19 protein-coding genes and 3 pseudogenes are annotated in these 25,189 nt (G+C 57.3%); 11 read left to right on the top strand and 11 right to left on the bottom strand.

Going from position 1 to position 25,189, the window contains the following annotated elements:
• Window positions 1-155: 155 nt before the first annotated feature.
• Window positions 156-662 (bottom strand): annotated as a pseudogene (locus tag ACCQ08_RS21670) (IS21 family transposase); the annotation flags it as partial.
• A 169-nt stretch (window positions 663-831) separates the two neighbouring features.
• On the bottom strand, window positions 832-1,245 hold the full coding sequence (locus ACCQ08_RS21665) for a RidA family protein (protein WP_373450956.1): 414 nt from the start codon (window positions 1,243-1,245) through the stop codon (window positions 832-834).
• Window positions 1,246-1,396: 151 nt separating this feature from the next.
• Here ACCQ08_RS21665 and ACCQ08_RS21660 point away from each other — a divergent pair, with 151 nt between their 5' ends.
• Window positions 1,397-2,317, top strand: coding sequence for a LysR substrate-binding domain-containing protein (locus ACCQ08_RS21660; RefSeq protein ID WP_373450955.1), 921 nt, complete (start codon window positions 1,397-1,399; stop codon window positions 2,315-2,317).
• Window positions 2,318-2,646: 329 nt separating this feature from the next.
• Here the strand turns inward: ACCQ08_RS21660 and ACCQ08_RS21655 are convergent.
• The 9 genes and pseudogenes from ACCQ08_RS21655 to ACCQ08_RS21615 form a co-directional block, all read right to left on the bottom strand.
• Window positions 2,647-4,184 (bottom strand): IS3 family transposase gene (locus ACCQ08_RS21655; protein ID WP_373450954.1). Its coding sequence is split into 2 segments (ribosomal slippage): window positions 2,647-3,557 and window positions 3,557-4,184, totalling 1,539 coding nucleotides; the frame shifts between segments, so codons are not numbered across the junction.
• A gap of 234 nt (window positions 4,185-4,418) precedes the next feature.
• Window positions 4,419-4,550, bottom strand: a pseudogene (locus tag ACCQ08_RS21650) (RHS repeat-associated core domain-containing protein); the annotation flags it as partial.
• Window positions 4,551-4,901: 351 nt separating this feature from the next.
• Window positions 4,902-5,210 (bottom strand): hypothetical protein, encoded by a 309-nt coding sequence (locus tag ACCQ08_RS21645; protein ID WP_373450953.1) that lies wholly within the window; start codon window positions 5,208-5,210, stop codon window positions 4,902-4,904.
• Between the two features lie 8 nt (window positions 5,211-5,218).
• Window positions 5,219-7,279 (bottom strand): RHS repeat-associated core domain-containing protein, encoded by a 2,061-nt coding sequence (locus ACCQ08_RS21640; RefSeq protein WP_373450961.1) that lies wholly within the window; start codon window positions 7,277-7,279, stop codon window positions 5,219-5,221.
• Between the two features lie 39 nt (window positions 7,280-7,318).
• Window positions 7,319-7,513: pseudogene (locus ACCQ08_RS21635) on the bottom strand (hypothetical protein); the annotation flags it as partial.
• 28 nt (window positions 7,514-7,541) lie between these two features.
• Window positions 7,542-8,024, bottom strand: a complete 483-nt coding sequence (locus ACCQ08_RS21630) for a DUF6531 domain-containing protein (RefSeq protein WP_373450960.1) — start codon at window positions 8,022-8,024, stop codon at window positions 7,542-7,544.
• Window positions 8,025-9,028: 1,004 nt separating this feature from the next.
• Window positions 9,029-9,424 (bottom strand): VOC family protein, encoded by a 396-nt coding sequence (locus ACCQ08_RS21625; RefSeq protein ID WP_373450952.1) that lies wholly within the window; start codon window positions 9,422-9,424, stop codon window positions 9,029-9,031.
• 84 nt (window positions 9,425-9,508) lie between these two features.
• A protein-coding gene (locus tag ACCQ08_RS21620; RefSeq protein WP_373450951.1) for an IS3 family transposase occupies window positions 9,509-10,686 on the bottom strand; the annotation gives its coding sequence in 2 pieces (ribosomal slippage) (window positions 9,509-10,434 and window positions 10,434-10,686; 1,179 coding nt in all).
• Between the two features lie 106 nt (window positions 10,687-10,792).
• Entirely contained in the window at window positions 10,793-11,095 is a 303-nt protein-coding gene (locus tag ACCQ08_RS21615; protein ID WP_007182542.1) for a putative quinol monooxygenase, read from the bottom strand.
• Between the two features lie 66 nt (window positions 11,096-11,161).
• Between ACCQ08_RS21615 and ACCQ08_RS21610 the strand changes: the two genes are divergently transcribed.
• The 10 genes from ACCQ08_RS21610 (at window position 11,162) to ACCQ08_RS21565 (ending at window position 24,733) form a co-directional block, all read left to right on the top strand.
• Window positions 11,162-12,175, top strand: a complete 1,014-nt coding sequence (locus ACCQ08_RS21610) for a GlxA family transcriptional regulator (RefSeq protein WP_021028862.1) — start codon at window positions 11,162-11,164, stop codon at window positions 12,173-12,175.
• 228 nt (window positions 12,176-12,403) lie between these two features.
• Entirely contained in the window at window positions 12,404-13,468 is a 1,065-nt protein-coding gene (locus ACCQ08_RS21605) for an alkene reductase (protein WP_373450950.1), read from the top strand.
• An 81-nt stretch (window positions 13,469-13,549) separates the two neighbouring features.
• Window positions 13,550-13,975, top strand: coding sequence for a luciferase (locus ACCQ08_RS21600; RefSeq protein ID WP_021028860.1), 426 nt, complete (start codon window positions 13,550-13,552; stop codon window positions 13,973-13,975).
• A gap of 286 nt (window positions 13,976-14,261) precedes the next feature.
• Window positions 14,262-14,585 (top strand): ArsR/SmtB family transcription factor, encoded by a 324-nt coding sequence (locus ACCQ08_RS21595; RefSeq protein WP_373450949.1) that lies wholly within the window; start codon window positions 14,262-14,264, stop codon window positions 14,583-14,585.
• Between the two features lie 27 nt (window positions 14,586-14,612).
• On the top strand, window positions 14,613-15,902 hold the full coding sequence (locus tag ACCQ08_RS21590; protein ID WP_373450948.1) for an arsenic transporter: 1,290 nt from the start codon (window positions 14,613-14,615) through the stop codon (window positions 15,900-15,902).
• A gap of 26 nt (window positions 15,903-15,928) precedes the next feature.
• Window positions 15,929-16,360, top strand: coding sequence for an arsenate reductase (glutaredoxin) (gene arsC / locus ACCQ08_RS21585; protein ID WP_373450947.1), 432 nt, complete (start codon window positions 15,929-15,931; stop codon window positions 16,358-16,360).
• Window positions 16,347-17,027: an arsenical resistance protein ArsH gene (gene arsH, locus ACCQ08_RS21580; protein ID WP_373450959.1), complete on the top strand. Its 681-nt coding sequence runs from the start codon at window positions 16,347-16,349 to the stop codon at window positions 17,025-17,027. The genes arsC and arsH overlap by 14 nt, the downstream gene beginning before the upstream one ends.
• 480 nt (window positions 17,028-17,507) lie before the next feature.
• Window positions 17,508-19,829 (top strand): IPTL-CTERM sorting domain-containing protein, encoded by a 2,322-nt coding sequence (locus ACCQ08_RS21575; RefSeq protein WP_373450946.1) that lies wholly within the window; start codon window positions 17,508-17,510, stop codon window positions 19,827-19,829.
• A 687-nt stretch (window positions 19,830-20,516) separates the two neighbouring features.
• Window positions 20,517-22,847, top strand: coding sequence for an ATP-dependent endonuclease (locus ACCQ08_RS21570; RefSeq protein ID WP_373450945.1), 2,331 nt, complete (start codon window positions 20,517-20,519; stop codon window positions 22,845-22,847).
• Complete coding sequence (locus ACCQ08_RS21565) at window positions 22,844-24,733, top strand: UvrD-helicase domain-containing protein (protein WP_373450944.1); 1,890 nt, start codon at window positions 22,844-22,846, stop codon at window positions 24,731-24,733. The genes ACCQ08_RS21570 and ACCQ08_RS21565 overlap by 4 nt, the downstream gene beginning before the upstream one ends.
• The last annotated feature ends 456 nt before the right edge of the window (window positions 24,734-25,189 follow it).

The raw sequence follows: 25,189 nt of genomic DNA, 5'->3' as shown, positions 1-25,189 counted from the left end.
CACGATGTTGCGAGACGGAGAGAGTCACTTCAAGATGGGTTCACCGCGCGCTTACCACGCAAGCTCGCGGTGAGCGATGAGGTCGCCCTCAATGTCATCCTTGCTTGTGGCAGCAACATCGGAATTGGAGCGCAACTAGGGTTTGGCAGAGGTTGTTTCAGTACATGCTGACTCGTCTGGCTGAGCTTAAAGTGCGCGACCTGCAGCTTTGTGCGTACGCCGCCAAGCACAGCCCAATCCTCGCTCCAGTCAAACTGGAGGGCCTCGCCAGGCCCGAAGACAAGGGGAACGAAGGTGCCTCGACCTGTAGTTTGCTGCGCCAGAACGTGCTGTTTATGCCAAACGCGAGCAAAAGCAGCCACGCGGTTGTAGGAGCACTGATAGCCCAAAGACTGCAGGTCCAGATGCATTTGCTTGATCATGCGGCGCTGCTTGCGAGAGCGTGTCGCCTCAATCTTGAGCCAAGCAGAGAGCTTGGTCGCAAACGGATCAAGCTTGGAAGAGTTGACTCGCTTGGCATAACTGGGCTCAGCTAGGTCTGATCGCAGGTACTTGCGGATAGTACTGCGAGACAGGCCAGTTCGGCGAGAGATCTCGCGGATGGACAACTGCTCAAGCAATGCCCAGCGGCGGATGACACTTCGGATTTCCACGTCTATCACTCCTGGTCTCCTGCTGCTCAACATAGCTGCAGGCTAGGGGTAGTACGTAGGTCACTATTAGATGGAAATCATGGGGGTTAGTGGGTCACTTCTGTGTGGAAATCAACAGATCAGACGCAGGACACATCCAGCGGCCATGCTCACTGGTCATCGCACCTGTGCAGGCCTTTCAGTGCGGCCGATCTTCGGGCAGCTTGGCAATCACCTTGATCTCGAACTGAAAGCCGTAGAGCCAAGTCACGCCGATACCGGTCAGTGTGGGGTAGGGTGCGGTGCCCCAGTAGTCGGGGACGATCTTCCAGATGGTCTCGAAGTGTGCCTCGGGGTTGACGAGGAACACGGTCACATCGACCACGTCATCGAAGGTGCAGCCAGCAGCACCGAGGATGCCGTTGAGGTTTTCGAAAGCGAGGCGCACCTGTTTTTCGATATCGGGTTCCGGCGAGCCGTCTTCGCGGCTGCCGACCTGGCCGGAGACGAAGAGGAAGCCGTTGGAGCGGATGGCCGGGGAGTAGCGGTTGCGCTCATACAGCGCCTTGCGGCCAGGCGGGAAGACAACGTCGCGGGTGGGTGTGGTGGTCACGGGGATTCCTTTTGGGGTGGGGGCGCGTTGCGCGCCCATCAGGTTGGCGATGTAATGAGTGTAGAGACAGCGCACTGCGGAATAAACGAGCAAGCCCACCCATCACTATTCTTAAAATCCAAACAATCAATCAAGCAACTTGGGAGCCCAGATGGACCGTTTCGATGCAATGCAGGCGTTTGCGCGCGTGGTGGAAGCCGGTAGCTTCACCAAGGCCGCCAAGACGCTGCACATGAGCCGAACCAGCGTGACGCAACTGATCCAGCAACTGGAGGCGCGGCTGCGTGTGAAGCTGCTACATCGCACAACGCGCCAGGTGAAGGTGACGGCGGACGGTGCTGCCTACTACGAACGCGTGGTGCGTCTGCTGGCTGACATGGACGATGCGGAGACCAGCCTGTCCAGCGCGTCGGCCTTGCCGCGCGGGCGGCTGCGAGTGGATGTGCCGAGCCCTTTCGCGCGCATCATCCTAGTGCCAGCGTTGCCGGCCTTCCATGCGCGTTACCCCGATATTCAGCTGCACCTGGGCGTGAGTGATCGCATGGTGGACCTGATTGGTGACAACGTCGATTGTGTGGTGCGCGGCGGCACGATCACAGACCAGTCGCTCATCGCGCGGCATGTCGGCGATCTGCAGCTTGGCGCCTATGCCGCGCCGGCCTATCTGCAGCGTGCGGGAGCCATCGCGCATCCGAGCGAGCTGGAGGATTCGCAACATTGCATCGTGGGCTTTATGTCGTCGCGCACTGGGCGGCTGTTTCCGTACGCCATGCGACGGGGCGAGGTGCTGCTCGAAGTGCAGGGCCGCCACATGCTGGCCGTGGACGATGGCAACGCCTATCTGGCAGCGGGCCTGGCGGGGCTGGGCTTGCTCTGGCTGCCTGACTACATGGCGCGCGGGCCGGTGGAACAGGGCGAATTGGTGCCGGTGCTGCAGGACTGGAATTTCGACCCTATGCCCATCCACATTGCATTTCCGCCGAGCCGGCATGTGAGTAACAAGCTACGGGTGTTCATCGACTGGGTGGTAGAGCTGATGGTTCAGCACGCGCCAGTGGCTAGACAGCCCTGAGTCTCTCTGGGCCGTCATGCTTTCCGGCACCTGTCTCTTAAGCTGCGCGCGTTCTCCGAGTTCCCTTTTCGGCAGTACTTGCGAGTACGTATTTGACGTGCGAGCGACTGCTTCTGGCCGTTTGTCGCCATCCTACCTTCGAATTGAACAGGCGCACCAGCATCCTCACGGGCCGGCGACAGGCTGGAAGCAGCCCCGGCACCCCTAGAGCTGAGCTCAAAGCGCCCCGAGTTCAAACTTCAGTGAGAAAAATTCAAAACTCACGGAGAACTGTCAATTCGCGCTGAATTTTGAACTCGCGGGGGTGCGGATAAAAACTTGGACTGGTTTTACACCGTAAGTCCAAGGCTCGCCCGGTATTCGATAGGGCTGAGAGAGCCAAGGGTGATCTTGATCCGCTTTTCGTTATACCAGCGGATGTAGGTATCGACCGTTTCAATGAACTCCTCAATGGTCGTGGCCTGCCAGTCCCGAGGATAAAACAGTTCCGTCTTGAGACGACCGAAGAATCCTTCACATGCAGCGTTGTCAGGCAAGCAGGCTTTGCGAGACATCGAGCGGGTAAGGTTCGCCTCGCTCATCCTCGATAGCCAGCCTGGCCACCGGTAGTGTCCTCCACGATCAGAGTGGACCACTGGACGGTCTCTTGTGTCAGCCACTGTCTCTATAGCTGCATTCAGCATTGTGTTGACCAGCTCAGCATCTGGATTCGTTCCAATCGTCCAGCTCACTACCATGCCGTCGAAGCAATCGATGATCGGCGACAGGTAGATCTTGCCCGCTGGGATCTGGAATTCAGTGATATCCGTGAGCCATTTCTCGTTGGGGGCTGCGGCTTGGAAGTTGCGGTTGATGATGTTCTCGGGCGCGGGGCTGATCTCGCCGAGGTAGGACGTGTACCTGCGCCGTTTGGGCTGGGCCACGATTAAGCTCTCTTGTTTCATTAGCCGCTGCACCACCTTCTCGGATATGGTCACATCCTGCCTGGTAAGCGAGGCCTGCAGCCTGCGGTAGCCGTAGCAGCGGTGGTTCGACTCGAAGATCTCGGTGAGGGATTGACGCACCCCAAGGTACTTGTCACCCATTGCTGCACGAGCCCGATGGTAGAAGTACGAACTACGTGCAATACCCAACTGTGCAAGGAGCTCTGGCAGGCCATAGTTCTCCTTGAGGGCGTCAATCAGCAGTGTCTTCACCCGGTTGGACAGGAGTTGCAGATCGACGCCCAGGCCTTTTTTAGTAGTTCATTGGCCTTATTCAAGAGGTCTTGCTCTAGCCGCAGTTGCCTTACCTCCCGGCGCAATGCCTCAACCTGGCGCTCGAGCTCTTGCTGCTCACGCTCCTTTGGGGACGGATGGGTGTGTTTCATGGATGCGGGTGCCTCACGTCCCAGAAGTTGGTTCTTCCAGTTGTACAACGTTGGCCGGCAAACGCCTAGCTTCTCGGCCACAACCTGCACACTTTCCTGCCGAGTGCAAAGCTCCATGACCCCAGCATGCTTCACACTCTCGGGATACCTTCGTTGGCCCACACTCCCGACAATGGCTCTCTTGGTCCCCGGAAAGGCCTCGCGAACCCATTCACTCAACGTCCCTCTGCACGGGTAGCCCAGTGCCCTTATGGTGGCAGCAATACACCGATCGTGGGCGAGGTAGTGCTCAATGGCTGCCTTCTTCTGCTCCTGCGAGAACTTGGGCTTACGATCAGCATAGCCTGCAGGCAAATCGAAGCACTGCTGATACTCGCGATACCAGCCCTTCAACGCATTTTTGGTGGGATAGCCCAGCTGCCGGATGGTAGGCCTAACGCGTTTGCCCAGCTTGATGTAGAGCTCAACGGCTCGAATGCGATCTTCGTATGAATACATGAACTACCTCTTGGCAGTCCAAGTTTTCGTCCGCACCCCCCTTTGTGGTTTACCTGATCAGATTTGCATCGGCACTAACAGTGCCAAGAGGCGATTCCACACTGACCGGGAAGCTCGGCCTCAAGAACTTCGATTTGCCAGCAGCAGCCGCACACCAAGGCTTTGCCGCACAAGCCAAAATCGGCGCTGGAATAAATAAACCCTTAGGTTCGATGAACTTTAGCGGATTGCCAGCTACGTAAGCAAAACGATTCCTCCCACCATCCAGACCACAACCGGATCAGCCTGGATGTACCGCCCGTCCTGCGGGTTGTAATAGCGATTCACATTGAACGCAAGCCTTGTCTCTTCATCCCACTGCTGACCTGGGTAGGTTAAATGTCACCTCTGGCGCGTAGCTCGCCACCGTTCCTGCAGCTGCACTATCCATCTGCACATAGCCTTGGGCGCCAGTGGTGGGGTTCACTTCACCAAAGCCCGTCACAAGCAATTCGCGCACAAAAGCATCCTTGACGAAGTCAAGGATGTTCTATTAAGGTAGGAGGGATAGACAAAAACTCTCCTATTCTATCCTTTGAAGAATATTGAACTGAGGAGTCTTTGAATTAAAAACAAGCACAGAAGTAGCAATATCTAAAAAAATTCGACAATCCTCTCCAGCTAATAACTCCTGCAATGTAAATTGCTCTCGCTGGAATCCTCTGTAGCCTATATATTTTACCTCAAGCGACCTCCCCTGGGATTACAGGCTTCAGAATCTTTTCTGGTCGGATAGTATTTCTTTTTAGCCTCAAGTTCATAAAATAATATCCCATGTATACCAATTGCTTCGCGCTTGCAAACTGGGCGCCTCCAGATTTTCAAAAAAATCTCATCCAACTCCTTTGAATCACCGGCTTCATAAACTTCATCTATAAAAGCAATATCTGTGGAATTTTTGAATATCTTCAAAAATTCCTCATCTGTGGCTGAAAATATGTCATAAACACAATTTTCAGCGCCGTCAATAATTTGTATATTTTTCATAGATCACTTTATTCTTTTGTACTCGGCTCGGAAGGAGGATCTTTGGGTGCGGGCCTGACATTCCGATACCCACCACCAGGGGTCTGCACATCCCAGTGTGGACCACCATGAGCACGCCCGCCTGGGCCGGTGGGACACCACACATCTCCATTAGCGTCTTCCCAACCCCAAGAAGAACCGCCTTTGCCATCATTCGGATTTTTTATCCAATTTTCTCCACCTTTGGGATCTTTGAAGCCCTCACTTGCCCCAGGCTTACCCGGAGCTTTTGGGCCTTCTGGATCATACGCATTAGCTGGTGGCTTGATGAACATTGGACCTGTCACATTCCACCCCAGCCAAGCACCAAATCCAGCTCCTCCAATGATTGCCAAATCCGACCCAGTTACAACCAGCGGGACAAAGGGCAGCAAGAATGCTAGTTTCCCTTGGGGATCAATCGCGTTCAGCGGATTGCCAGCTACGTAGGCAAATCGATTCCACCCACCATCCAGTCCAATCGGATCAGCCTGGATGTACCGCCCGTCCTGCGGGTTGTAATAGCGATTCACATTGAACGCAAGCCCTGTCTCTTCATCCCACTGCTGACCTGGGTAGCGCAGGTTGAATGTCACCTCTGGCGCGTAGCTCGCCACCGTTCCTGCAGCTGCACTATCCATCTGCAAATAGCCTTGGGCGCCGGTGGTGGGTTTCACTTCACCAAAGCCCGTCACAAGCCACTGCCAGGCCACTTGGCCGTCTGCATTTGTCAAACGCCGTGGCGTGTTCAGATGATCGGAATGGATGGCGTAAAGCCGGCCATTGATCTGGGTGGCGATGGGCAACAGGCCTTGCGCAGTAGGCAGGTAGATGACTTCGGTGCTGTCCATCTCGCCCGCAGCGGCGGCCGAATTTGCACTGCGCTCATTGCTGTACACGCCCAGCAGCTGCGAAGAGTCTTCCTCGCTGTACATAGCAAACTCGGTATGAGGGCTAGTGGCACTTTGCCGAGCATCGGTTTTCAGGAGCCGCTGACTTGCGCTGTTGTAGAGGTAGCTGACCGCGTTGGGGTCGGTGCTGCTCGCAGTGGCGGTCGTGACCTTGGCAATCCGTCCGTTCGCCCCATAGTGCAGATAATGCTCTCCAGCTCCTACGGCGGAAACGATGGAGCCAGAAGCATCGTACTGGTAACTCAGTTGCTTGCCCGATGGATAGGTGATCGTCTGAACGTTGCCCGCGCCGCCTTGGCCCGCCGGCACATAGGTGTAGGCAACAGATAGGGTGGTGCCACTTGCGAGGATCTGGGTCTTGCGCAGCACTCGGCCCAAGGTGTCCCGCTGGAACTGCGTGGTGACGCCCGGGTCCTGGATCTCACTTAGCTGACCAATCGATGCATTGGGCGCACTGGCAGTGTTGTACGGTGCCCCGACCAGGTCATACCGCAGCATAGAAGACGTGCCGTCGTTGTAGTGGATCTCGGTAATGCGACCCAACGCATCCCGGTCCATGCCAATGGTGCGACCTGTTGCATCAGTGGTGGAAGCCAAGAGGCCGCTTGCATCATAGGTTGAGGTACTGGTTCCAGCGTCTGGAGAACCTTCCTGGCGGACATTTCCCAGTGCATCGCGGGTATAGGTAGTCGCTACCCTCTTGAAGTCCTTTGCTTGGCTAATGTCACCTAGCTGGTTGTAGCTGATCGAGGCTGAGTTGTTCAGCGGATCTATGATCTTGCTCAGACGACGCAAACGGTCTACTTCGAGCGTCGTAGTCTGGTTCAAACCGTTGCTCGTGGTTGCCAAATCGCCATTAGCGTCATAGGTGAGCGACGTGCTTTGGTTCAGCCCGATGGTCTCGCTGTCTACGCGGTTAAGACTGTTGACGGTTTGGGCGCTCACCCATGCCGCTTGCCCGCTGGCATCCTTGATTTCTTCACTCAGGCGGTTCCCAAGGGGGTCCAAGGCAAAGCTACCCGACTCACCCCGGTTACTGCTCCAGCCCGTCAGGCGATGGGCGCCGTCGTAGCTATAGCTATATGCGAGTCCAGACGGCTGCGTCAATGTAGCCAACGTCCCTGTTGGGTTGTAGGTCATCACAGTGGCCGGCAGGCTGCCTACTTTGTGCGATAGCAAGCGGTCACGGCTGTCCCACGTGTAGCTAGTGACTAAGCCGTTGGGCGCCGTGCTGGTTTCTATACGGCCGGCATTGTCATAGCCGAAGCTGCTGATACGCCCAAGGGCGTCGGTAGCCGAGAGTACATTGCCCAGCGTGTCATAGGCGTAGGTGGTAACAGCACCGTTGGGCTGTGTTTGAGTCTCCACCAGTTGCTGGGCGTTATAGGTGTAGGCCCAGGTTCTAGCAACATTTGGCGTAACCTGGGTACCCTTCTGCTGTAGTTATCAGCACCTGGGTCGGTGATGTAGCTGGAAACGTTTGTAGAGATACAGAATAGTTGTGGGTCCAGACTTGACCGAGCACGCTATTGCTGCGTGAAGGCTCCCACATCCAAGTGCTGCGATAAGTGCGGGAAATTTGTAAGGGAGATGGCCCTGTATCCGTCCAATCTACTTCACTTCGGTACTTCTCAGCGCGAGAGGCAATAATTGGCGCACCAGACTGCTGTCCATCTTGAGCATTGCACTGCTGCGGCTCAGGCGTGCCACCACAATAACGCGCAATGATGTCAGGCTCGGACGTGCAGTAACGTGTTCCCAGGTTCACGGATGCAAATGCGGCTTTTGATTTGCACGACGGTGTCTGGGGTACAGCCCCAGCCGACTGGTAGAGCGGAATGCACTTGTCGTCCCCGGTCTCAGCCTTAGCCGCTTGCAGCGGCATCATTATGGCGAGCGCTGATAGAAGCGCTGCGTATGCAGGTCTACGTATGAAAGTCATGAACAATCTCCTCCCAGATTTGAAATCTCACAGATGTTTGTGGATTGCAGACTTGGCAGCATGACAAGTCAAACAACACAAATAACCGATGTGGTTTTCAATATGTAGCTGGGCAGATTGACGCTTTCATGACTCCATAAATTCGTTGCATATTACAATCGTAAAATAATGCAACACAGAAATTTATCAGGATAATTTTATTTCAAAAAATCTATAGAATTTGCAAATCAAATTCAAATAATATTCTTTCACGTAAAAGGCAAAACTGCGTCATGTTGCAAGTGAATTCTCTTGTCCAATCTCGCAATCGATTAGATGAGCATTTGCTATATAGGGTTGACTCAATCGACTGATTGGAGACGCACGACCGATCGCGATCGATTGAGCTCGCTGAGGATTCGATGAGAAAACTCAAAATAGGGCGCGGCGACTTTGAATTCGGAGGCGAGTTGCAGTCGACCAGTGAGAAGGCCTATGCGACTTCTACCTAGTCGCTAGCCCCTGCAGCAGCAGAAAATTACCGCTGAAGGGCTGGGGCAAATTCAGGAAAGGATGATTCGAAAACACCGCTGCCGTGGTCCACACTCTTGACACCAATGTCTGCTGCGCAGCGATCGCGGCAGTTCATGCTGGTTGCCCGAACTGCCCATTTCATCCCAATAGCAGTCATCCCGAGTACATCGTCAGCTAACCTTCACTGACTGGTTTCTGGTGAGTAGCGGACTGTGAGGGGAAGCAGCCCAAAGATGGGGCTCAAGGTCCGCTCTCACAGGATATGAAGTGGCGTTATCGACCCATAGCCGACATAGCCTACCGTTTGGGGGGCGCCTCGGCCAGTCGGCCTTCAAGGACAAATTCAGCGTTTCGCTCGGAGGCGTGCTCCAGGTGGAAGCCCCCAGAGACGAGTGGAGAGTGTGGGTACCTCGCTTGGCGCTGAACATCAGCCTTCAGACGTAGTGGCCCGCGCGCTGCAGCACTTCTATCTTGTAGCCGTCCGGATCCTGGATGAAGAAAAAGCGCGCGAGCATTTCGTCTCCACGTTTGAACTCCTTTATGGGGGCTGGATTGATCCCAGCGCCCGTCATTCGCTCATGCTCTTTGTCCAGCTCTTCAACAGCCACGGCGATATGCCCATAACCATCGCCGTGTGAATAGGGCTCTTCTCTGCCTTTGTTCCAGGTCAGCTCAATTTCAAAGTCGTTCTGCTCATTGCGCAAGTAAACGAGGGAAAAATCTGGGAAGTCCAGTCGATGACTGACTGGGAGTCCCAATGCGTCAGCGTAGAACTTGAGCGAGCGCTCGAGGTCATGAACGCGAATCATTGTGTGGATTATTTTGGCCAAGGTGGTACCTCTCGTATTGATATTGAAGAACTGCTGACGCACAGTAGCCCTGAACCGCCCCGGGTTTTGAGGAGGCCGATTGGTTTAAGTTGACACCTCTATCGAGGTGTTGCGGAGGGCGAGTTGCCACCAGTAGTTTGCCTCAGCTTCTGCCGGAGGGATGCCCCCAATCGGCGTGAGCAGTCGGACATGGTTGAACCAGTGCACCCATTGCAGGGTGGCCAGTTCCACGGATTCCCTGGTCTTCCAGGGTCCCCGGCGGTGAATCAGCTCGGCCTTGTACAGACCGTTGATGGTCTCGGCCAGCGCGTTGTCGTAGCTGTCACCCCGGCTGCCCACCGAAGGCCGTATGCCTGCCTGGTCCAAGCGTTCGGTGTAGCGGATGCTGACGTATTGGCTGCCCTGGTCGCTGTGGTCTAGGACGCGCTGCTGAGGCTTGCGGCGCCAAACTGCCATCAGCAAAGCGTCGAGCGCCAGTTCCCTGCCCAGCGTGGCCTTCATGGACCAGCCCACAACCTTGCGAGCATAGAGGTCCAGCACCACCGCTAGGTACAGCCAGCCTTGCCAGGTTCGGATGTAGGTGATGTCCGTGACCCAGACCTTGTTGGGAGCATCGACTGTGAACTCGCGCTGTAGATGGTTGGGCGCGATGATTGAAGGCCGCCCTGCAATGGCACAGGGCTTTTTGTACCCACGCACGGCCTTGATTTTGTGGCGCTGCATGAGTCGTTCCACACGGTGCAGACCGCAGCTCTCGCCGGCTTCGCGCAGGTCGCCAAAGACGCGACGAGCGCCATAGACGCCATGGCTGGCGGTATATGAATGTCGGATGAGTTCCAGCAACCGGGTGTCGTCCTTGGAGCGGTCGGAGACCGGACATTGCAGCCATGCATAGAAACCTGCACGCGCCACCTGCAGAACCCGGCACATCATGGCCAGCTGATACTCGTGACGGTGCTCGCTCATGAAGCGATACTTCACTCGGGCTCCCTGGCAAAGTACCGCGCGGCTTTTTTTAGCAGGTCACGCTCCTCCTCCACTCTGCGCATCTGGACGCGCAGGCGAAGAATCTCGCTCTTGGCTCCCAACAGGTCCTTGGACTGCTGCTCAGATTTATCCGGCAAAACTGGCTTGACCCACTTGTACAGGCTATGGACCGAGACTCCCAGGCAGGCCGCTACATCTGGGACGGAGTAGCCGCGTTCGACGACCTGCTTGACGGCCTCTTCTTTGAATTCCGGCGTAAACCTCTGGGTGCTCATGACATTCCCTCCTATGCTCAAAGGATAGGCGGGGCTTGTCTACCGGACCAGGGGCAGTCCAGCCCCCCATCCTGCAACGTGACCTGATTGGGTCAAGGCCGAGTTGTCATGCAGGCAGTTTGGCTGCAAGCAGTTCGACCTTCTCGATATTGGGCGGAGAACTGAGCAGGGTCGCTGCGTTGGCCATCAAGGCCGCGGCGATCTGGCCGTTCAGATGTGCCTGGCGACCTGCCTCATCGGCAAAGGCATCGAACACACCAAACGTCGAAGGGCCAAACTTCAATGCGAACCAGGCCGTGGTGCCGGACTCGGCGTTGGCGAGCGGCAGTGCGCTGGCCAGGAAGTCGGCAAGCGCAGCCTCCTGGCCGGGTTTAGCTTCGAGGCGAACAAACAGGGCGAGCTTGGTCATGCTGTATTCCTTTGGGTAAATGGAAAAGTGGGTGAAGGGATCGAAGAGACTGCAGTCTAAGTCTTCATGACAGAAATCTCTATAGGCAATAATGACAACATTGATATCATTGTTGCCATGAAACTCCACCTCCTTGTTTGTGATGGCGTGTTTGATCTGGGGCTTGCGGCGCTCACAGACACAGTGGGCTTAGCCAATGCGATGGCGGGCTCGCTGCCACAGGCGCCCGCGCACATAGAGCTCACGCTGGTGGGCGTGCGGCGTCGCATCCGAACTGCGCAAGGCTTGACGGTCCCCGTGGTCACTGCGCATGGTGTGCCCGAACCAGACATCGTGCTCGTGCCAGCGTTTGGCGACAAGATGCCTGACACGCTCTCGGCTCGACTCACACGCCCCGATGTGCCCGACGCGGTCGCGGCGCTACAGCAGTGGTCCACCGCTGGCGCGCACCTTGGTGCCGCTTGCTCCGGTAGTTTCTTGCTTGCAGAGAGTGGCCTGCTTGATGGGCATCGTGCGACGACGTCATGGTGGCTGGGGCCGATGTTTCGGCAGCGCTATCCGAACGTCACGCTGGACGAGTCACGCATGATCGTGAACTCGACACGCTTCACCACCGCGGGTGCCGCTTTGGCCCACGTCGACTTGGCCTTGCGCATCATCCGAGGGCGCAGTCCGGCGCTGGCGGCCCTGGTGGCACGCTATCTGCTGGTCGAGACACGCAGTTCGCAAGCCGAGTTCGTGATTCCCGACCACCTTGCGCATGCCGACCCGATGGTGGAGCGCTTCGAGTGCTGGGCCAGACGTCGGCTCGCACAGGGGTTCTCGCTGGCCGAGGCGGCCAGCGCCGCGGGCACAAGCGAGCGCACCTTGGCGCGGCGGCTGCAAAGCGTTTTGGGAAAGACACCGCTGTCGTATTTCCAGGACTTGCGCGTGGAGCATGCCGTCCATCTCTTGCGCACCGGGAACGCCAGCGTCGACCAGGTTGCCGCACAGGTCGGGTACTCGGATGGGGTGACCCTGCGGGCCCTGTTGCGCCGCAAGCTGGGCCGGGGTGTCAGGGAGTTGCGACGCGGTGGATGACCAAAGGCGTTTGGTGCATGTACGGCTGGAGACCGCCGCGAAACTGTCGGAAGCAAAGGCCTACCCACTTGCGTCTACTACATCGTGCGTTGGGTGCAAAAGCACCAGCCGTGCCAAAGCAGTCTTCAGTGACCTTTCAAAGTTCAGAGACCTTTCAAAGGTCTGAGTATTGGGAATACTGTTAGCTTTACCACCGTTTTCTGTTCACTAATCTGGGTTTTCATCCACATGCTATTCAATCCACTTCAAGTAGGTTCTCTCACCCTGCCCAACCGCATCCTTCTGGCACCACTGACACGCGCCCGTGCCGACGCTGACCACATGCCCGACGCGCTGATGGCCGAGTACTACAGCCAGCGAGCCACCGGCGGCCTGCTGATTTCCGAATGCACCATGGTGGCGCCCGGTACATCGGCCTTCGTCAATGAGCCTGGCATCTACAAGGAGGCGCAGATTGCAGCCTGGAGGCAGGTGACCGACGCGGTGCACGCCAAGGGCGGACGCATCTTCATGCAGATCTGGCACGCTGGCCGCGCAGCCTACCCTGGCGCTGCCGATGGCGCCCCCATTGTCTCCAGCAGCGCCACCGCTATTGAGGGTGAGATCCACACGCCCCAAGGCAAGGTGCCGCACGCGGTGCCCCGCCCCCTGACCGTCGAAGAGATTCCCGGCATCGTGGCTGCGTTTGCTCAAGGCGCACGCAACGCCATTGCCGCCGGCTTTGATGGTGTGGAAGTACACGGCGCCAACGGCTACCTGATTGACCAGTTTCTGCGCGACACGCCCAACCAGCGCACCGATGCTTACGGAGGATCGCTGGAAAACCGTGCACGTTTGCTGTTCGAGGTACTCACTGCCGTGACCCAGGCGATCGGTTCCGAACGTGTGGGTCTGCGCCTGTCGCCCCTCAACAGCTTCAACAGCATGAAAGACAGCGACCCGCAGGCCCTCATCGGCTTCCTGGCCGATAGGCTCAATGCCTTCAAGCTAGCCTACCTGCACGTGATGCGCGCCGATTTCTTCGGCGTGCAGAAGGCCGATGTCATGCCCGTAGCGCGTGAAAAGTACAAGGGTGTGTTGGTGGGCAATATGGGTTACAGCGCTGATGAGGCAGAGGCAGCTATTGCCGAAGGTAAGCTTGACGCTGTGGCCTTTGGCACCGCCTTCCTGGCTAACCCGGACCTGCCCGCACGCATCAGGGCAAAGGCACCGCTGAACGCGCCTGACTCCAACACGTTCTACGCAGGTGGTGCCAAGGGCTATACAGACTATCCGACATTGCGGGTCGCGTAAATCACCGCCCCAGAAGACCGAAGAAACGAGCCGCTTTATACCCAAGGCTCTGCCCTTCGATCTTGCGAAGCTGTGAATCGCATGCTGCCCAAACCTGTCCACGGCCGGCTGCCCATGCTGGTCACTGGTCGCAGTCGCCAAGAACTCTCCTGGATCGCGGAAAACGCCGACGGCTGGCTGTTCTACAACGTGCGCCTCGAACACCTTGGGGACCTGCTCAAGGTTTGGAATGGTGCTGTACAGCAGGCAGCCGGACCCGATGCGTTCAAGCCCTATACTCAAGTCTTCTTCTTTGACTTGGCAGCTAATCCCAACGAGCCGCTGATGAGCATGGGTCCCATGCTGCGTGGTGGACGGAACTCCTACATTGCATTCCTGCGCCACGCTCAGGCTCTCGGTATCAATCACGTTGCCATGAACCTCAAGGCCAGCCGCAGACCCGCGCGCGAAGTGCTGTACGAGCTGGCCGAACATGTGCTGCCGCTTTTTCCAAGTCTGAGCATTTGAGTGACTGCTTAGGGTCGATAGCACCACTTCGATACCCAAGAAAACAGTCACTCGGCCTGGTTTTTTTTCAAGGGCTGCTTTGAAGCGTAGAGCGGACCTGCAATGAAGGCACTGCGCAATGACTGCTTTCGACATCAGCAGTCATTGCCCTTTTTGAATTGAAAGACAGCAACCAGCCTCAAGCAGACATCTGTTGTGCATTCGTGAATGCTGCAACCCTGCAAATGTAGAGTTGCTGTCAATAACTAATAAATCAATGGTACAACAATTGTTGTATCATTGATAAATGCAAGAAACCCAAGTGATCCGCTCCCTCTCTGCCCTGGCCCATGAAGCACGCCTGCGCGTGTTTCGTGCATTGGTGGTCGCCGGGCCTGAAGGCCTGACTCCCAGTGCGTTGGCCGAGCAGTTGGGCATAGCCCCCAATGCGCTGTCGTTTCACCTCAAGGAGCTCTCTCACGCTGAACTCGTGAGCCAGGAGAGACAGGGGCGCAATATGCTTTATCGCGCGGCGTTTCCCGCGATGAATGGCCTGCTCGCGTACCTCGTCGACAACTGCTGTCAGGGCCAGGCTTGCACGCCACATGCCTCGGCTTCGTGCCCTTGCTGAAGCTGTCTTTGCTAGGTGCAGTTCATCATGTTGACGGCGATTCTGATCTTCATCTTCACTCTGACCCTGGTTATCTGGCAGCCACGCGGCCTGGGCATAGGCTGGAGCGCCTCGCTGGGAGCCGGTATCGCATTGCTGCTGGGTGTCGTGCACTGGACCGATATACCGGTGGTCTGGAACATTGTCTGGAATGCCACGGCGACCTTTGTCTCCGTCATCATCATCAGCTTGTTGCTGGACGAGGCCGGATTCTTTGAATGGGCCGCGCTGCACTTTGCACGCTGGGGGGGCGGAAGCGGCGTCAAGCTGTTTGCCCTCATCGTGCTGCTGGGCGCTGCCGTGTCAGCCTTGTTCGCCAACGACGGAGCGGCCCTCATTCTCACTCCCATCGTGATGGCCATGCTGGTCGCGCTGGGCTTCTCGGCGGCCGCCACGCTGGCATTTGTGATGGCGGCAGGCTTCATCGCCGATACAGCCAGCCTCCCGCTGATCGTCTCCAACCTGGTCAACATCGTGTCCGCCGACTTTTTCAAGATCGGGTTCAACGACTACGCATCGGTGATGGTGCCGGTCACGGTGGTATCGGTCCTGGCGAGCCTTGGTGTGCTGCTGCTGTTTTTTCGGGGAAGCATTCCTGCGAGCTACAACCTTGGCCAACTCAAGCAGCCTTCGGCAGCCATCCAGGACATGGCCACTTTCCGCGCGGGCTGGGTCGTCCTGGTCTTGCTGCTGCTGGGTTTCTTCGCGCTGGAGCCCTTGGGCGTTCCCGTCAGCGCTGTGGCAGCGGTCGGTGCTGCGATCTTGTTGGCGGTGGCGGCACGCAGCCCTGTGATCAGCACCCGGAAAGTGTTGCACGGTGCGCCTTGGCAGATCGTAGCGTTCTCGCTAGGCATGTATCTGGTGGTCTATGGGCTGCGTAACGCGGGTCTGACGGATTACATCGCGATGCTGCTGAACCAATTTGCAGCTGGTGGCATATGGACAGCATCGCTGGGAACAGGAGTGCTCTCTGCAGTTCTGTCATCCATCATGAACAACATGCCCACGGTGTTGATCGGAGCCTTGTCCATCGATGCGTCGACGGCCAGCGGAACCGTCAAGGAGGCCATGGTCTACGCCAATGTGATCGGCTGCGATCTCGGCCCCAAGATCACGCCCATTGGCAGCCTGGCCACGTTGCTGTGGTTGCATGTGCTCGCCAAGAAGGGCACAGCCATTGGCTGGGGCTACTACTTCAAGGTGGGTGCGATGCTGACCATGCCGGTGCTGCTCATCACACTGGCGGCGCTGGCGCTGCGGCTCAGCCTGGCCTCATGAACCTTTGCAACGGGAGAGCAACTGCGATGAGCGATATCACGATTTACCACAACCCGGCCTGCGGCACTTCCCGCTATGTGTTGGCGCTGATCTGCAACAGCGGGGAGCAGCCTACGGTTATTGAATACCTCAAGACTCCGCCTGATCGCGCCACCCTCGTGGGCCTGATCCAAGCCATGGGCACGCCGGTGCGCGAACTGTTGCGCCAAAAAGGTACGCCGTATGACGAACTTGGCTTGGGCGAGTCCAAATGGACGGATGCGCAGTTGATTGATTTCATGCTCCAGCACCCAATCTTGATCAATCGTCCCATCGTGATCACCCCGCTGGGAACCCGCCTGTGCCGCCCATCAGAGGCTGTGCTGGACATCCTGCCGCAGCCCCAGCAGGCCGCATTTTCCAAAGAAGACGGAGAAGCCGTCATTGACTCGAATGGACATCGAATTGACAAGCGCTGATCTACCGAACCTGGACGAACACGCTTTTGAAAAGCCCCTGCTGGACGGCCTATTGCCCGCACAGCGTGCGACGCATGCGCCGCGCATCGTGCTGCTGTATGGCTCCGTTCGTGAGCGCTCCTACAGCCGGCTGCTGACCGAGGAGGCGGCGCGATTGCTGCGCAGGATGGGTGCCGAGACCCGGATTTTTGATCCGCATGGTTTGCCTTTGCCCGATGGTGCGCCGGAGGACCATCCCAAGGTCAAAGAGCTGCGCGAACTGGCGCAATGGGCCGAAGGGATGGTTTGGACTTCACCAGAACGCCACGGTGCCATTACCAGTATTCTCAAAGCACAGATCGACTGGATACCTTTGTCAGTGGGTGCGGTTCGTCCGACGCAAGGGAAGACATTGGCCGTGATGCAAGTCTCTGGCGGATCGCAGTCCTTCAATGCGGTCAACCAGATGCGCGTGCTGGGTCGCTGGATGCGCATGATCACCATCCCTAATCAGTCGTCCGTTGCCAAGGCATTCGCGGAGTTCGATGAGGCTGGCCGGATGAAGCCTTCCCCTTATTACGAAAGGGTGGTGGATGTGATGGAAGAGCTGGTTAAATTCACACTGCTCACCCGTGACTGTTCGAGTTATTTGGTGAATCGATATAGCGAGCGCCGCGAACGCGCCTAGGATCTGTCTAAGCGGGTCAACCAAGGCAGCATCTAAGAGATATGGCAACTCAGCCCAGAATTTCTTTGAGGCCAATCCAGCAGCTGCATCTTTGCTTCTTGATGGACGGCAATATGTCGACAGCGCCACTTCATCGCTGTTGAGAGCGGACCTTGGTATGTGTTTGTTTGCAGCGGCGGCTTTAAGTTGTAAGGCAGACCTATAAGGATGACTCGCTTCAATGACTGCTCTGGGCGCTACCAGTCGTCGAACTTGTTGAGCTGGCGGACTGCACCCAGCCTGAAGCAGGCTCTCGAACACTCACTTCGGCTCTGCAGCGGTTGCTGCCGCTCGCATGCGAGGCTCGAGCGGAAGCTATGAGGCTGGCAGCAGACAGCTGGCCTGGCACCTTTGCGCCATATATATGTTTCTACGTGTGTATAAAATGTTAAAAGCAGGGGTACAAGTATCCCCAAGTGTCACGGTCTACTTGAGGAGACAATGTTGAATAAAAAGTTTTCAACGTTCGCGGCAGGCGCTTGTTTAACCGCAGTGTCTATGGCGTTTAGTCATACGGCGGCTGCCGCCTGGGTATCAGGCACCCCCATGCTAACCGCACGTTCGCAGCATGCAGGTGCGTTGCTCGATGATGGCACCTTTGCGGTGTTCGGAGGAGTTAACCGCACCGGCTTCGTTACTACAGCAGAGCGGCTCACAGGCAATACGTGGAGCGCAATCGGCTCCATTGACATTACTGGCAACGTAATGGAGGCAGTGACACTGGGTACTGGCCAAGTGCTTGTGCGCGCAGACGGTAGCCGGCAGGCCCGTCTGTACGATCCAGAGTCCAATTCCTGGTCAGATGCGGGAGTTCAGAGTGTTACGCGCAGTATGCCCTCCATGACACTGCTGGCCAATGGCAGAGTTCTGTTGGCCGGTGGGGTGAGCAGTGGTGGTGTAAGAGAGACTTCGGCGGAAATATATGATCCGCGGACTCGCACGTGGACAATGACTGGCAGTATGGCAATGGGAAGAAACGCCCACGCCGCCGTGTTGATGTCTGACGGCCGTGTATTGGTGGCGTCGGGTTTCGGAGGAGCTGGAGAAGTCCTGGGTGCAGAAATCTACGATCCTGTTGCAGGCACGTGGTCACTGGCCGCACCGCCCCTGGTGCCGCGTCACTATGCAAGCATGAATCTACTGCCTGACGGGCGCCTGCTACTGGCGGGGGGATTCACATCCGCTGGTGTGACCAATCATGCAGAACTCTATGACCCGGTCGCCAACACTTGGACAGCCACTGGTTCTTTAATGTATCCGCGCAACGGCACGATGGGCTCTCCAATGGCGCATGCAACCGTACTGCCGTCCCGCAAGGTATTGATTGCTGGCGGCTCAGACGGGGCACGCAATGCCCAGGCAGTGGCAGAAGTTTATGACCCTGCAACTGGCACTTGGTCCAACTCAGATGCAGTCACTCAAGCGCGCGAAAATGGAACAGCGAATCTTTTGCCAAGTGGCGAGGTGCTGATTACGGGTGGGCACAGCTTGAATCCCGGCACCACCTTTTATTCGAACACAGATCGCTATCAGCCTCCACCGCCAACCAATAATCTGGCTGTGCTGGATTCTCTGCCACTCTTGCAGCGGCGAGGGGGTGTGCTGACTCTGACAGGTACTGGGTTCAAGGGCGCTGGAGGTACCGACATACCGAGACTTGAGCTACAACGTGTAGAGAATGGATTCATCTACCAGATAGGTTTTACTTCTCATTCAACGACACAGTTCGTGTCGACGCCGTTGCCCGATCTGCCTGCAGGGCTGTATATGGCGCGCCTGATTGTGGCTGGCGAACCCTCTACGGTCGCCCAGTTAGTTCGATTCACCGATCCAGCAGGTGCGCCAACAGGCACTGCGGGTGAACTGCAGATCGCCGTAAGCTGGACTGCACCTGCCGATGATCGAGGCAATCCTCCGGTCGGCTATGAAGTGACTTCCAATCCAGCGAGTGCAGGCTGTACCGCAGTCGCGCCATCGACACAATGCACCGTTAGCGGGTTGACCGCTGGTACGGACTACACGTTCACCGTGCGTGCCAAGCACGCCAATGGCCTGGGGCCAGAGTCCACATCTTCTCCACCTGTGACGCCCCTTGCGGCACCTGGTCCTCAAACCATCAACTTTGCGCCACCAGCGCCGCATCAATTTGGTACGACCTATCAGCCGCAAGCTACAGCCACTTCGGGCTTGAGCGTGAGCTTTGTGGTCGATTCCGGGCCTTGTGTAGCCCAGCAGCCATCAGGCCCCATCAGATTCGCTGGTATTGGAAGCTGCACAATTCGTGCAACGCAACCAGGCAACGCCGCTTATCAAGCAGCGCCCGACGTGACGCATGTCTTGGTTGTGGAGCAAGCGATGCAGACGCTTCGCTTCAACCCGCTTCCGCCCTCGACTGTGCAAGTGGGGGCGCGCTACACACCCCTTGTAGAGGGGGGCGCGTCAGCAAATCCTGTTATCGTTACGGCAAGCGGTGTGACCAAGCAGCAGCGCCTGATGCAAAAGGCCGCAGGCGACGTGTGCACGCTTGACGCAGGCACGGTGACCTTTGGTGCAGAAGGCACCTGCACGATTACCGCCACACAAAACGGAAACGCCAACTATGCAGCCGCACAAGCTCAGTCTTACGACATCACAGTAACGCCCGCTGCGGTTGTGACACAGCCAACACCGGTCCCGTCGCTGAGCCAGTTAGCGCTGATGCTGCTTTCCGCTGCAATGGCGGGACTAGCTACCATTGGCTTTCGTCGCAAACGGCTAAATTGATGGCTATGTCCCCGTTGAGTGTGGAAAAACGCCAATAGCCGTGAGCTGCAGTGACTGGCGGGATCCTCAGATGCTGTGTATCCACTGGGGCCATTTATAGAGAGCTAAACGTTAGCTTCTTGTTTTGAAATTTTGCACTGAATTTCTTAGTTTGTGAGGCGCGAGCATGGGAGTGCGAGCTGCACAAAAGGGCTTGGCGATGTTATGTATCGGTTCTGACCGGCGAAGACTCCTTCGCAGCGTACCCGGTCACTCGCCCCGCTTGGTCCAGCTCACAGTCTCTGCTCCACTGCGGTCATTGAGTTGACCTTCCTGCCGCAGCGCGAATGGCCGGTATCAGAGTTGTTTCGGTCGCAGCCAGCGTCGGTGCCCGCCCGGCACTGTCTGCAGCACGTCAATGGCCGCTGCTCTTTGCACCGAACTCACGCCCCCGCCCCAAAGCGGACTCGGAAGTCAGATCGGCGTGATTGACCGGACGAGCAACTCGCCGGGCCACAGCGACATACCGCAGCCGCCGAACTTCGGATCGGGCGCTTTCAGGACGCCGGTCACCATGACCCGCTTTCCGTTCCTGTGCCTCAGAAGTTCTTCGTCCAGGCCCGGCGTCGCTATGTGCTGAGGACCAGCTTATGCGATAGTCCGTATAACATTTCAATATACACACTGCCCGGGGGAGCAACGAACAACATGCATGTACATTCTCTTGCCTTCAAAAATTTCCGGAGATTGAAGGACGCACGCATAGATTTCTCCCATGACCTGACGATCTTCGTCGGGGCCAACAACAGTGGGAAGACTTCCGCCACTCACGCGATTGAACTTTTCCTTTCGGGCGGCAAGGACAAATTCACGGTTCACGACTTTTGCGCGGGCTGCTGGGCCGACTTCGAGAACTTTCCAGCCGAAGGCGCGGCAGACGCGAAGGTCGAATTTCCGACCATGTCCCTTGATGTCTGGATCAGCGTAGATGCGGACAATCTCTATCGCGTGGTCGAGCTGCTGCCACGCGCCGCTTGGGAAGGATCGCTGGTCGGACTTCGCATCGAATTCGCGGCCAAGGATGCCGCGCAGACACTCGCGAACTTCAGGGTGAAGGCGGCCGAAGCAGCCAAGTTTGCGAAGACCAAGGAAAAAGACGGGCAGGACTACCAGCCTTGGCCGCGCAACATGCGCGACTATCTCTCCCGAGAGCTAAAGAACGAATATGGCCTGCGCTACTTCATTCTGGATGAGGCGCAGCTCAAGGCGGAAACTGCCGACGCGGCCTATACGCCCAAAGAGATCATCGGTGATGCCGAGCGATCCGGACATACCGTCATCAACTCGCTGATCAAAGTCGACTTCCTTAGCGCGCAGCGCCACCTAAGCGACGGGAACGCTCAGGCAAGAACGGAAGACCTCTCGAAACGGCTGAGCCGCTTCTACACCCGCAATCAGAAAAAACGGGAAGACGATCACAACGCGCTTAGAGCCCTCGCGCTCTCCGAGGACCAGCTCACCAAACACTTTTCCGACGTGTTCAGCGACACATTCAAGTCGCTCCGAAAGCTTGGCTACCCAGGCCTCGCAAACCCCTCCCTTGAGATCCGCGCGGCGCTCAAGCTGGAGCGTCTCATGGGCGACCAGCAGGCGAAGGTTCACTACCTACTCGAAGAAGCGACTGCCGAAGCGGAAGCACTCGCGCTCCCTGACTGCTATAACGGCCTTGGGTACAAGAATCTCATCTACATGGGCGTTGAACTCCTAGACCTTCATTCGGCCTGGTCCACCACCGAGGAAGGCGAGGAAGACAAACGACAGCCTATCCACCTCATTTTCATCGAGGAGCCGGAGGCGCACATGCATGCCCAACTCCAGCAGGCATTCGTGCGCAAGCTCACCGACCTGATCCCACCCTCGGGTGATGACGGCTATGCGACGCAATTTGTGATCACCACACACTCGCCGCACATTCTCTATGAGCGTGGATTCCAGCCGATCCGCTACTTCAGACGCTCGCCGGATACTGGCGCTAAGCAGAGCTCAGTCGTTTTCAACCTGTCGGTCTTTTACGATCAGAACGAGCCCGACCGGGATTTCCTTCAGCGCTACATGAAGCTGACGCATTGCGACCTCTTCTTCGCAGATGCGGCCATTCTGGTTGAAGGAAACGTTGAGCGCCTCGTCCTGCCGCTGATGATTGCGCAGGGCGCCAAAAAGCTCAGCGCAGCCTATCTGAGTATCCTCGAAGTGGGCGGCGCTTTTGCCTACCGATTCCGCAAGCTGATCGAGTTCCTCGGACTGCCGACACTGATCGTGACCGACCTCGACAGCGTGCATCCAGCATCGCCGAAGAAGGAAGAAGAAGCGGTAGCAGGAGACAGCGCGGCCGCCGAAGCGGCGGAAGATGCTGAAGAAGAGAATGATGATGACGACGATGGGAGCCAAGACGCAGAAGGTGAGAAAAAACCCAAGCCAAGGTCGAAATGTCCCGCCGGCACTCCCGGCGCAATCACGGCGAACCAGACCCTGCTCCAATGGCTTCCGGGCAAGTCATTGGTCGATGAGCTCCTGGCTGCGCCGGCCAGTGACAGACTTCAGGCTCCCACGGCGGATGGCGGCGCGCATGTGATGGTCACCTATCAGTGCCCCGTGAATGCGACGTGGGGCAAGGATACGCTCGAACTCAAGAGTCGTACGCTTGAGGAGACGTTTGCATATGAAAATCTCGTCTGGTGCCAAAAGAAGGAGCATCACGAGGTCGGGCTGCGCTGGGCCAAATCGTCCACGATGTCGCTCGAAGAGATTGCCGCCAAAATCCACAAGAGGGTTAAGGGCGAAAGCTTCAAGAAGACGAACTTCGCACTAGGGCTTCTTGCTAGCAGCGATGCGAGCTGGGTTGTCCCTGCCTATATCCAGGATGGCCTTGACTGGCTCACGACGCATGTTGTGATCGGTGACGGCACGGTCGAGAGCGTTCCCGCGAAGCTGGAGCCTGCTCCTGACGCAGCCGTCAGCGCTATTGAGGCCGCCGAATGACGAGCCGTGCGGGCAAGCCGGATACGCCGGCGGATATCGAGCTGCGGGCTCTTCTTGACGCTGACGCTTCGACGGGATTCGTCATGGTCTCGGGCGCGGGATCGGGGAAAACCACTTCGATTGTCAAGGCACTCGATCACCTGCGAATAACACGCGGACCCTACCTTCGCCAACGAGCAAAGAAGATTGCCTGCATTACCTACACCGAGGTCGCTGTCGGAGAGATATGGGGCGACGTCGGGAACGATCCGCTCTTCCACGTTTCGACCATTCACAGCTTTCTCTGGACCGCCCTCAAGCCTTTTCAGGCAGACATCGCGAGTTGGGTAGATCGCCGCCTCGATCAGAAGATCGCCGACACTGAAGCGAAGATCGCTGCCTTCACGAACCGGACGCAGGACAAGACGCGGGTTCAGGCTGCGGCCGATATCGAGCGCTACCACGAGCAGAAGCGGAAAATCGTCTCTGTTGACCGTTTCACCTACGGCGTCGGTAGTGACTACCCGAAAGGGATCTTGGGGCATGATGATGTGGTAAGACTGTCCACCGAGCTGATCTGTTCCCAACCTCTCATCGCCAAGGTCGTCGGCCAGAAATTCCCGTTCGTTTTCGTGGACGAAAGCCAGGACACGGCTCCTGCCGTGGTTGAGTCGCTCAAGGCAATTTCGAAAGCGCTTGGTTCGAAGTTCTGCCTCGGCTTCATCGGCGATCCAATGCAGAAGATTTACACAGCTGGCGCGGGTGCGATTGAACCTCTCGCTGGATGGAAGTCCATCGAAAAGCCGGAAAACTTCCGGTGCCCTGTGGCAGTCCTGAACGTCATCAATAACATCAGGGCTGGCGGTGACGGTCTGACCCAGACAGGCGGCAAGACTGAACTCGTTGGAGCAGAGCGAACGTCCGTTCTGGGCACAGCAAAACTTCTCATCGTTCCCAAGGATGACAGGAGCAGGCGGTTGGCTGCCGCTCGTCAATGGCTGGCTGATCGACACGCCGATCCCCTCTGGCTCAGCGATGAGCCGGAAGCCGATGTGAAGGTGTTGGTGATCGCGCACCGCATGGCCGCAAGCCGTCTGGGCTTTGGTGGTCTCTACGAGGCCTTCCACGACAAAACATCTGAAGGACTGAAGGATGGGTTCGATGATGGCTCGAATTGGTCGGTACAGCCCTTCCTGAAGTTTCTGATGCCGCTCGTCTTGGCCAAAGGGGCCGACGATCAGTTCGAGGTGATGAATCTGTTGCGTCGCTTCGCTCCTTCGCTTCAGCGCGAGCACGCGCGCGCGAACGCGTTGCCGGCGCTCCTCAAGGAGCTGGACGAGCGGGTGAAAGCCCTCGCCCAGTCATGCGGCGCGACCTCCACCGTCGTTGCGTTCGAAGCACTGAGACATCTTCGGGATGGCAGGATGTTCAGGCTGGATGATCGCCTTCTAACTGCTATGGCCGAATACAACCCATCCGCTCCACCTACGGACACTGGCGATGCAGCGGCTTTGCAAAAGCTGCTTCACACTCCGATGAAGGAGCTCTGGGGCTACCGTACTTACATCGAGGAGCAGTCGCCCTTCGAGACGCATCAGGGGGTCAAGGGGGCCGAATTCAGCCGCGTCCTGACAGTTCTCGATGACGAGGAAGGCCGCCACAACCAGTTCTCATACGGAAAGCTCTTTGGCATCACGCCGCCGTCCGATACGGACCGGATCAACCTGCGTGAGGGCAACGAGACAACTTTCGACCGCACACGGCGTCTGCTGTATGTGTGCTGCTCACGCGCCGGAAAAGATCTGGCTGTGGTTTTCTTCGCGGACGATCCGGCGGCGGCGCATGCCGCCATCGCGGGCCTTGGACTGTTCCCGGCCGAAGACGTCCACAATCTCGCTGCCGTCTGATCCCAGACGCATGCTGGCGTCTCGAACTGTGGGCAGAAATGAAGACCGCTGCCGTCACTCTGCTCACCGTGGACGTTACGGCCGGTTCCAATGTAGACCGGCCGGCCAGCGCGCAACGGGTTTAATGACCGCTTGGCGCGGCCGCCGCCATTCGCCCTTGCCGGCCGAATGTCGCAGATCAGCCTGAAGCCGTCTATCTGAGGTGCCTTGCGGCTGTTCTCTACTGGCCGAAAGCACCACTTCAATGTGAGTCATAGCCGTCCTCCTGCCAACCAGCCTTTGCATAACACCAGGAGCCTGCCGATGTTCGTTAGACTTGTCTGCAAATGATCTCTGGAACCGCTCGAACCGCAATTGATGCTTGGCGGTATCCTTGTCACTGGCTTCTGCGAAATCCTTGGCCATTCGTTTAGCGGCGAACTGGTCTACTAATTAAGGAGCACTCACAATGACTAG

The sequence above is a fragment of the Comamonas sp. SY3 genome, assembly GCF_041730275.1.
GTDB lineage: Bacteria > Pseudomonadota > Gammaproteobacteria > Burkholderiales > Burkholderiaceae_C > Comamonas > Comamonas sediminis.
Note: the sequence above shows the minus strand (reverse complement) of the source record. Positions and strands in the feature narration are given on the sequence as shown.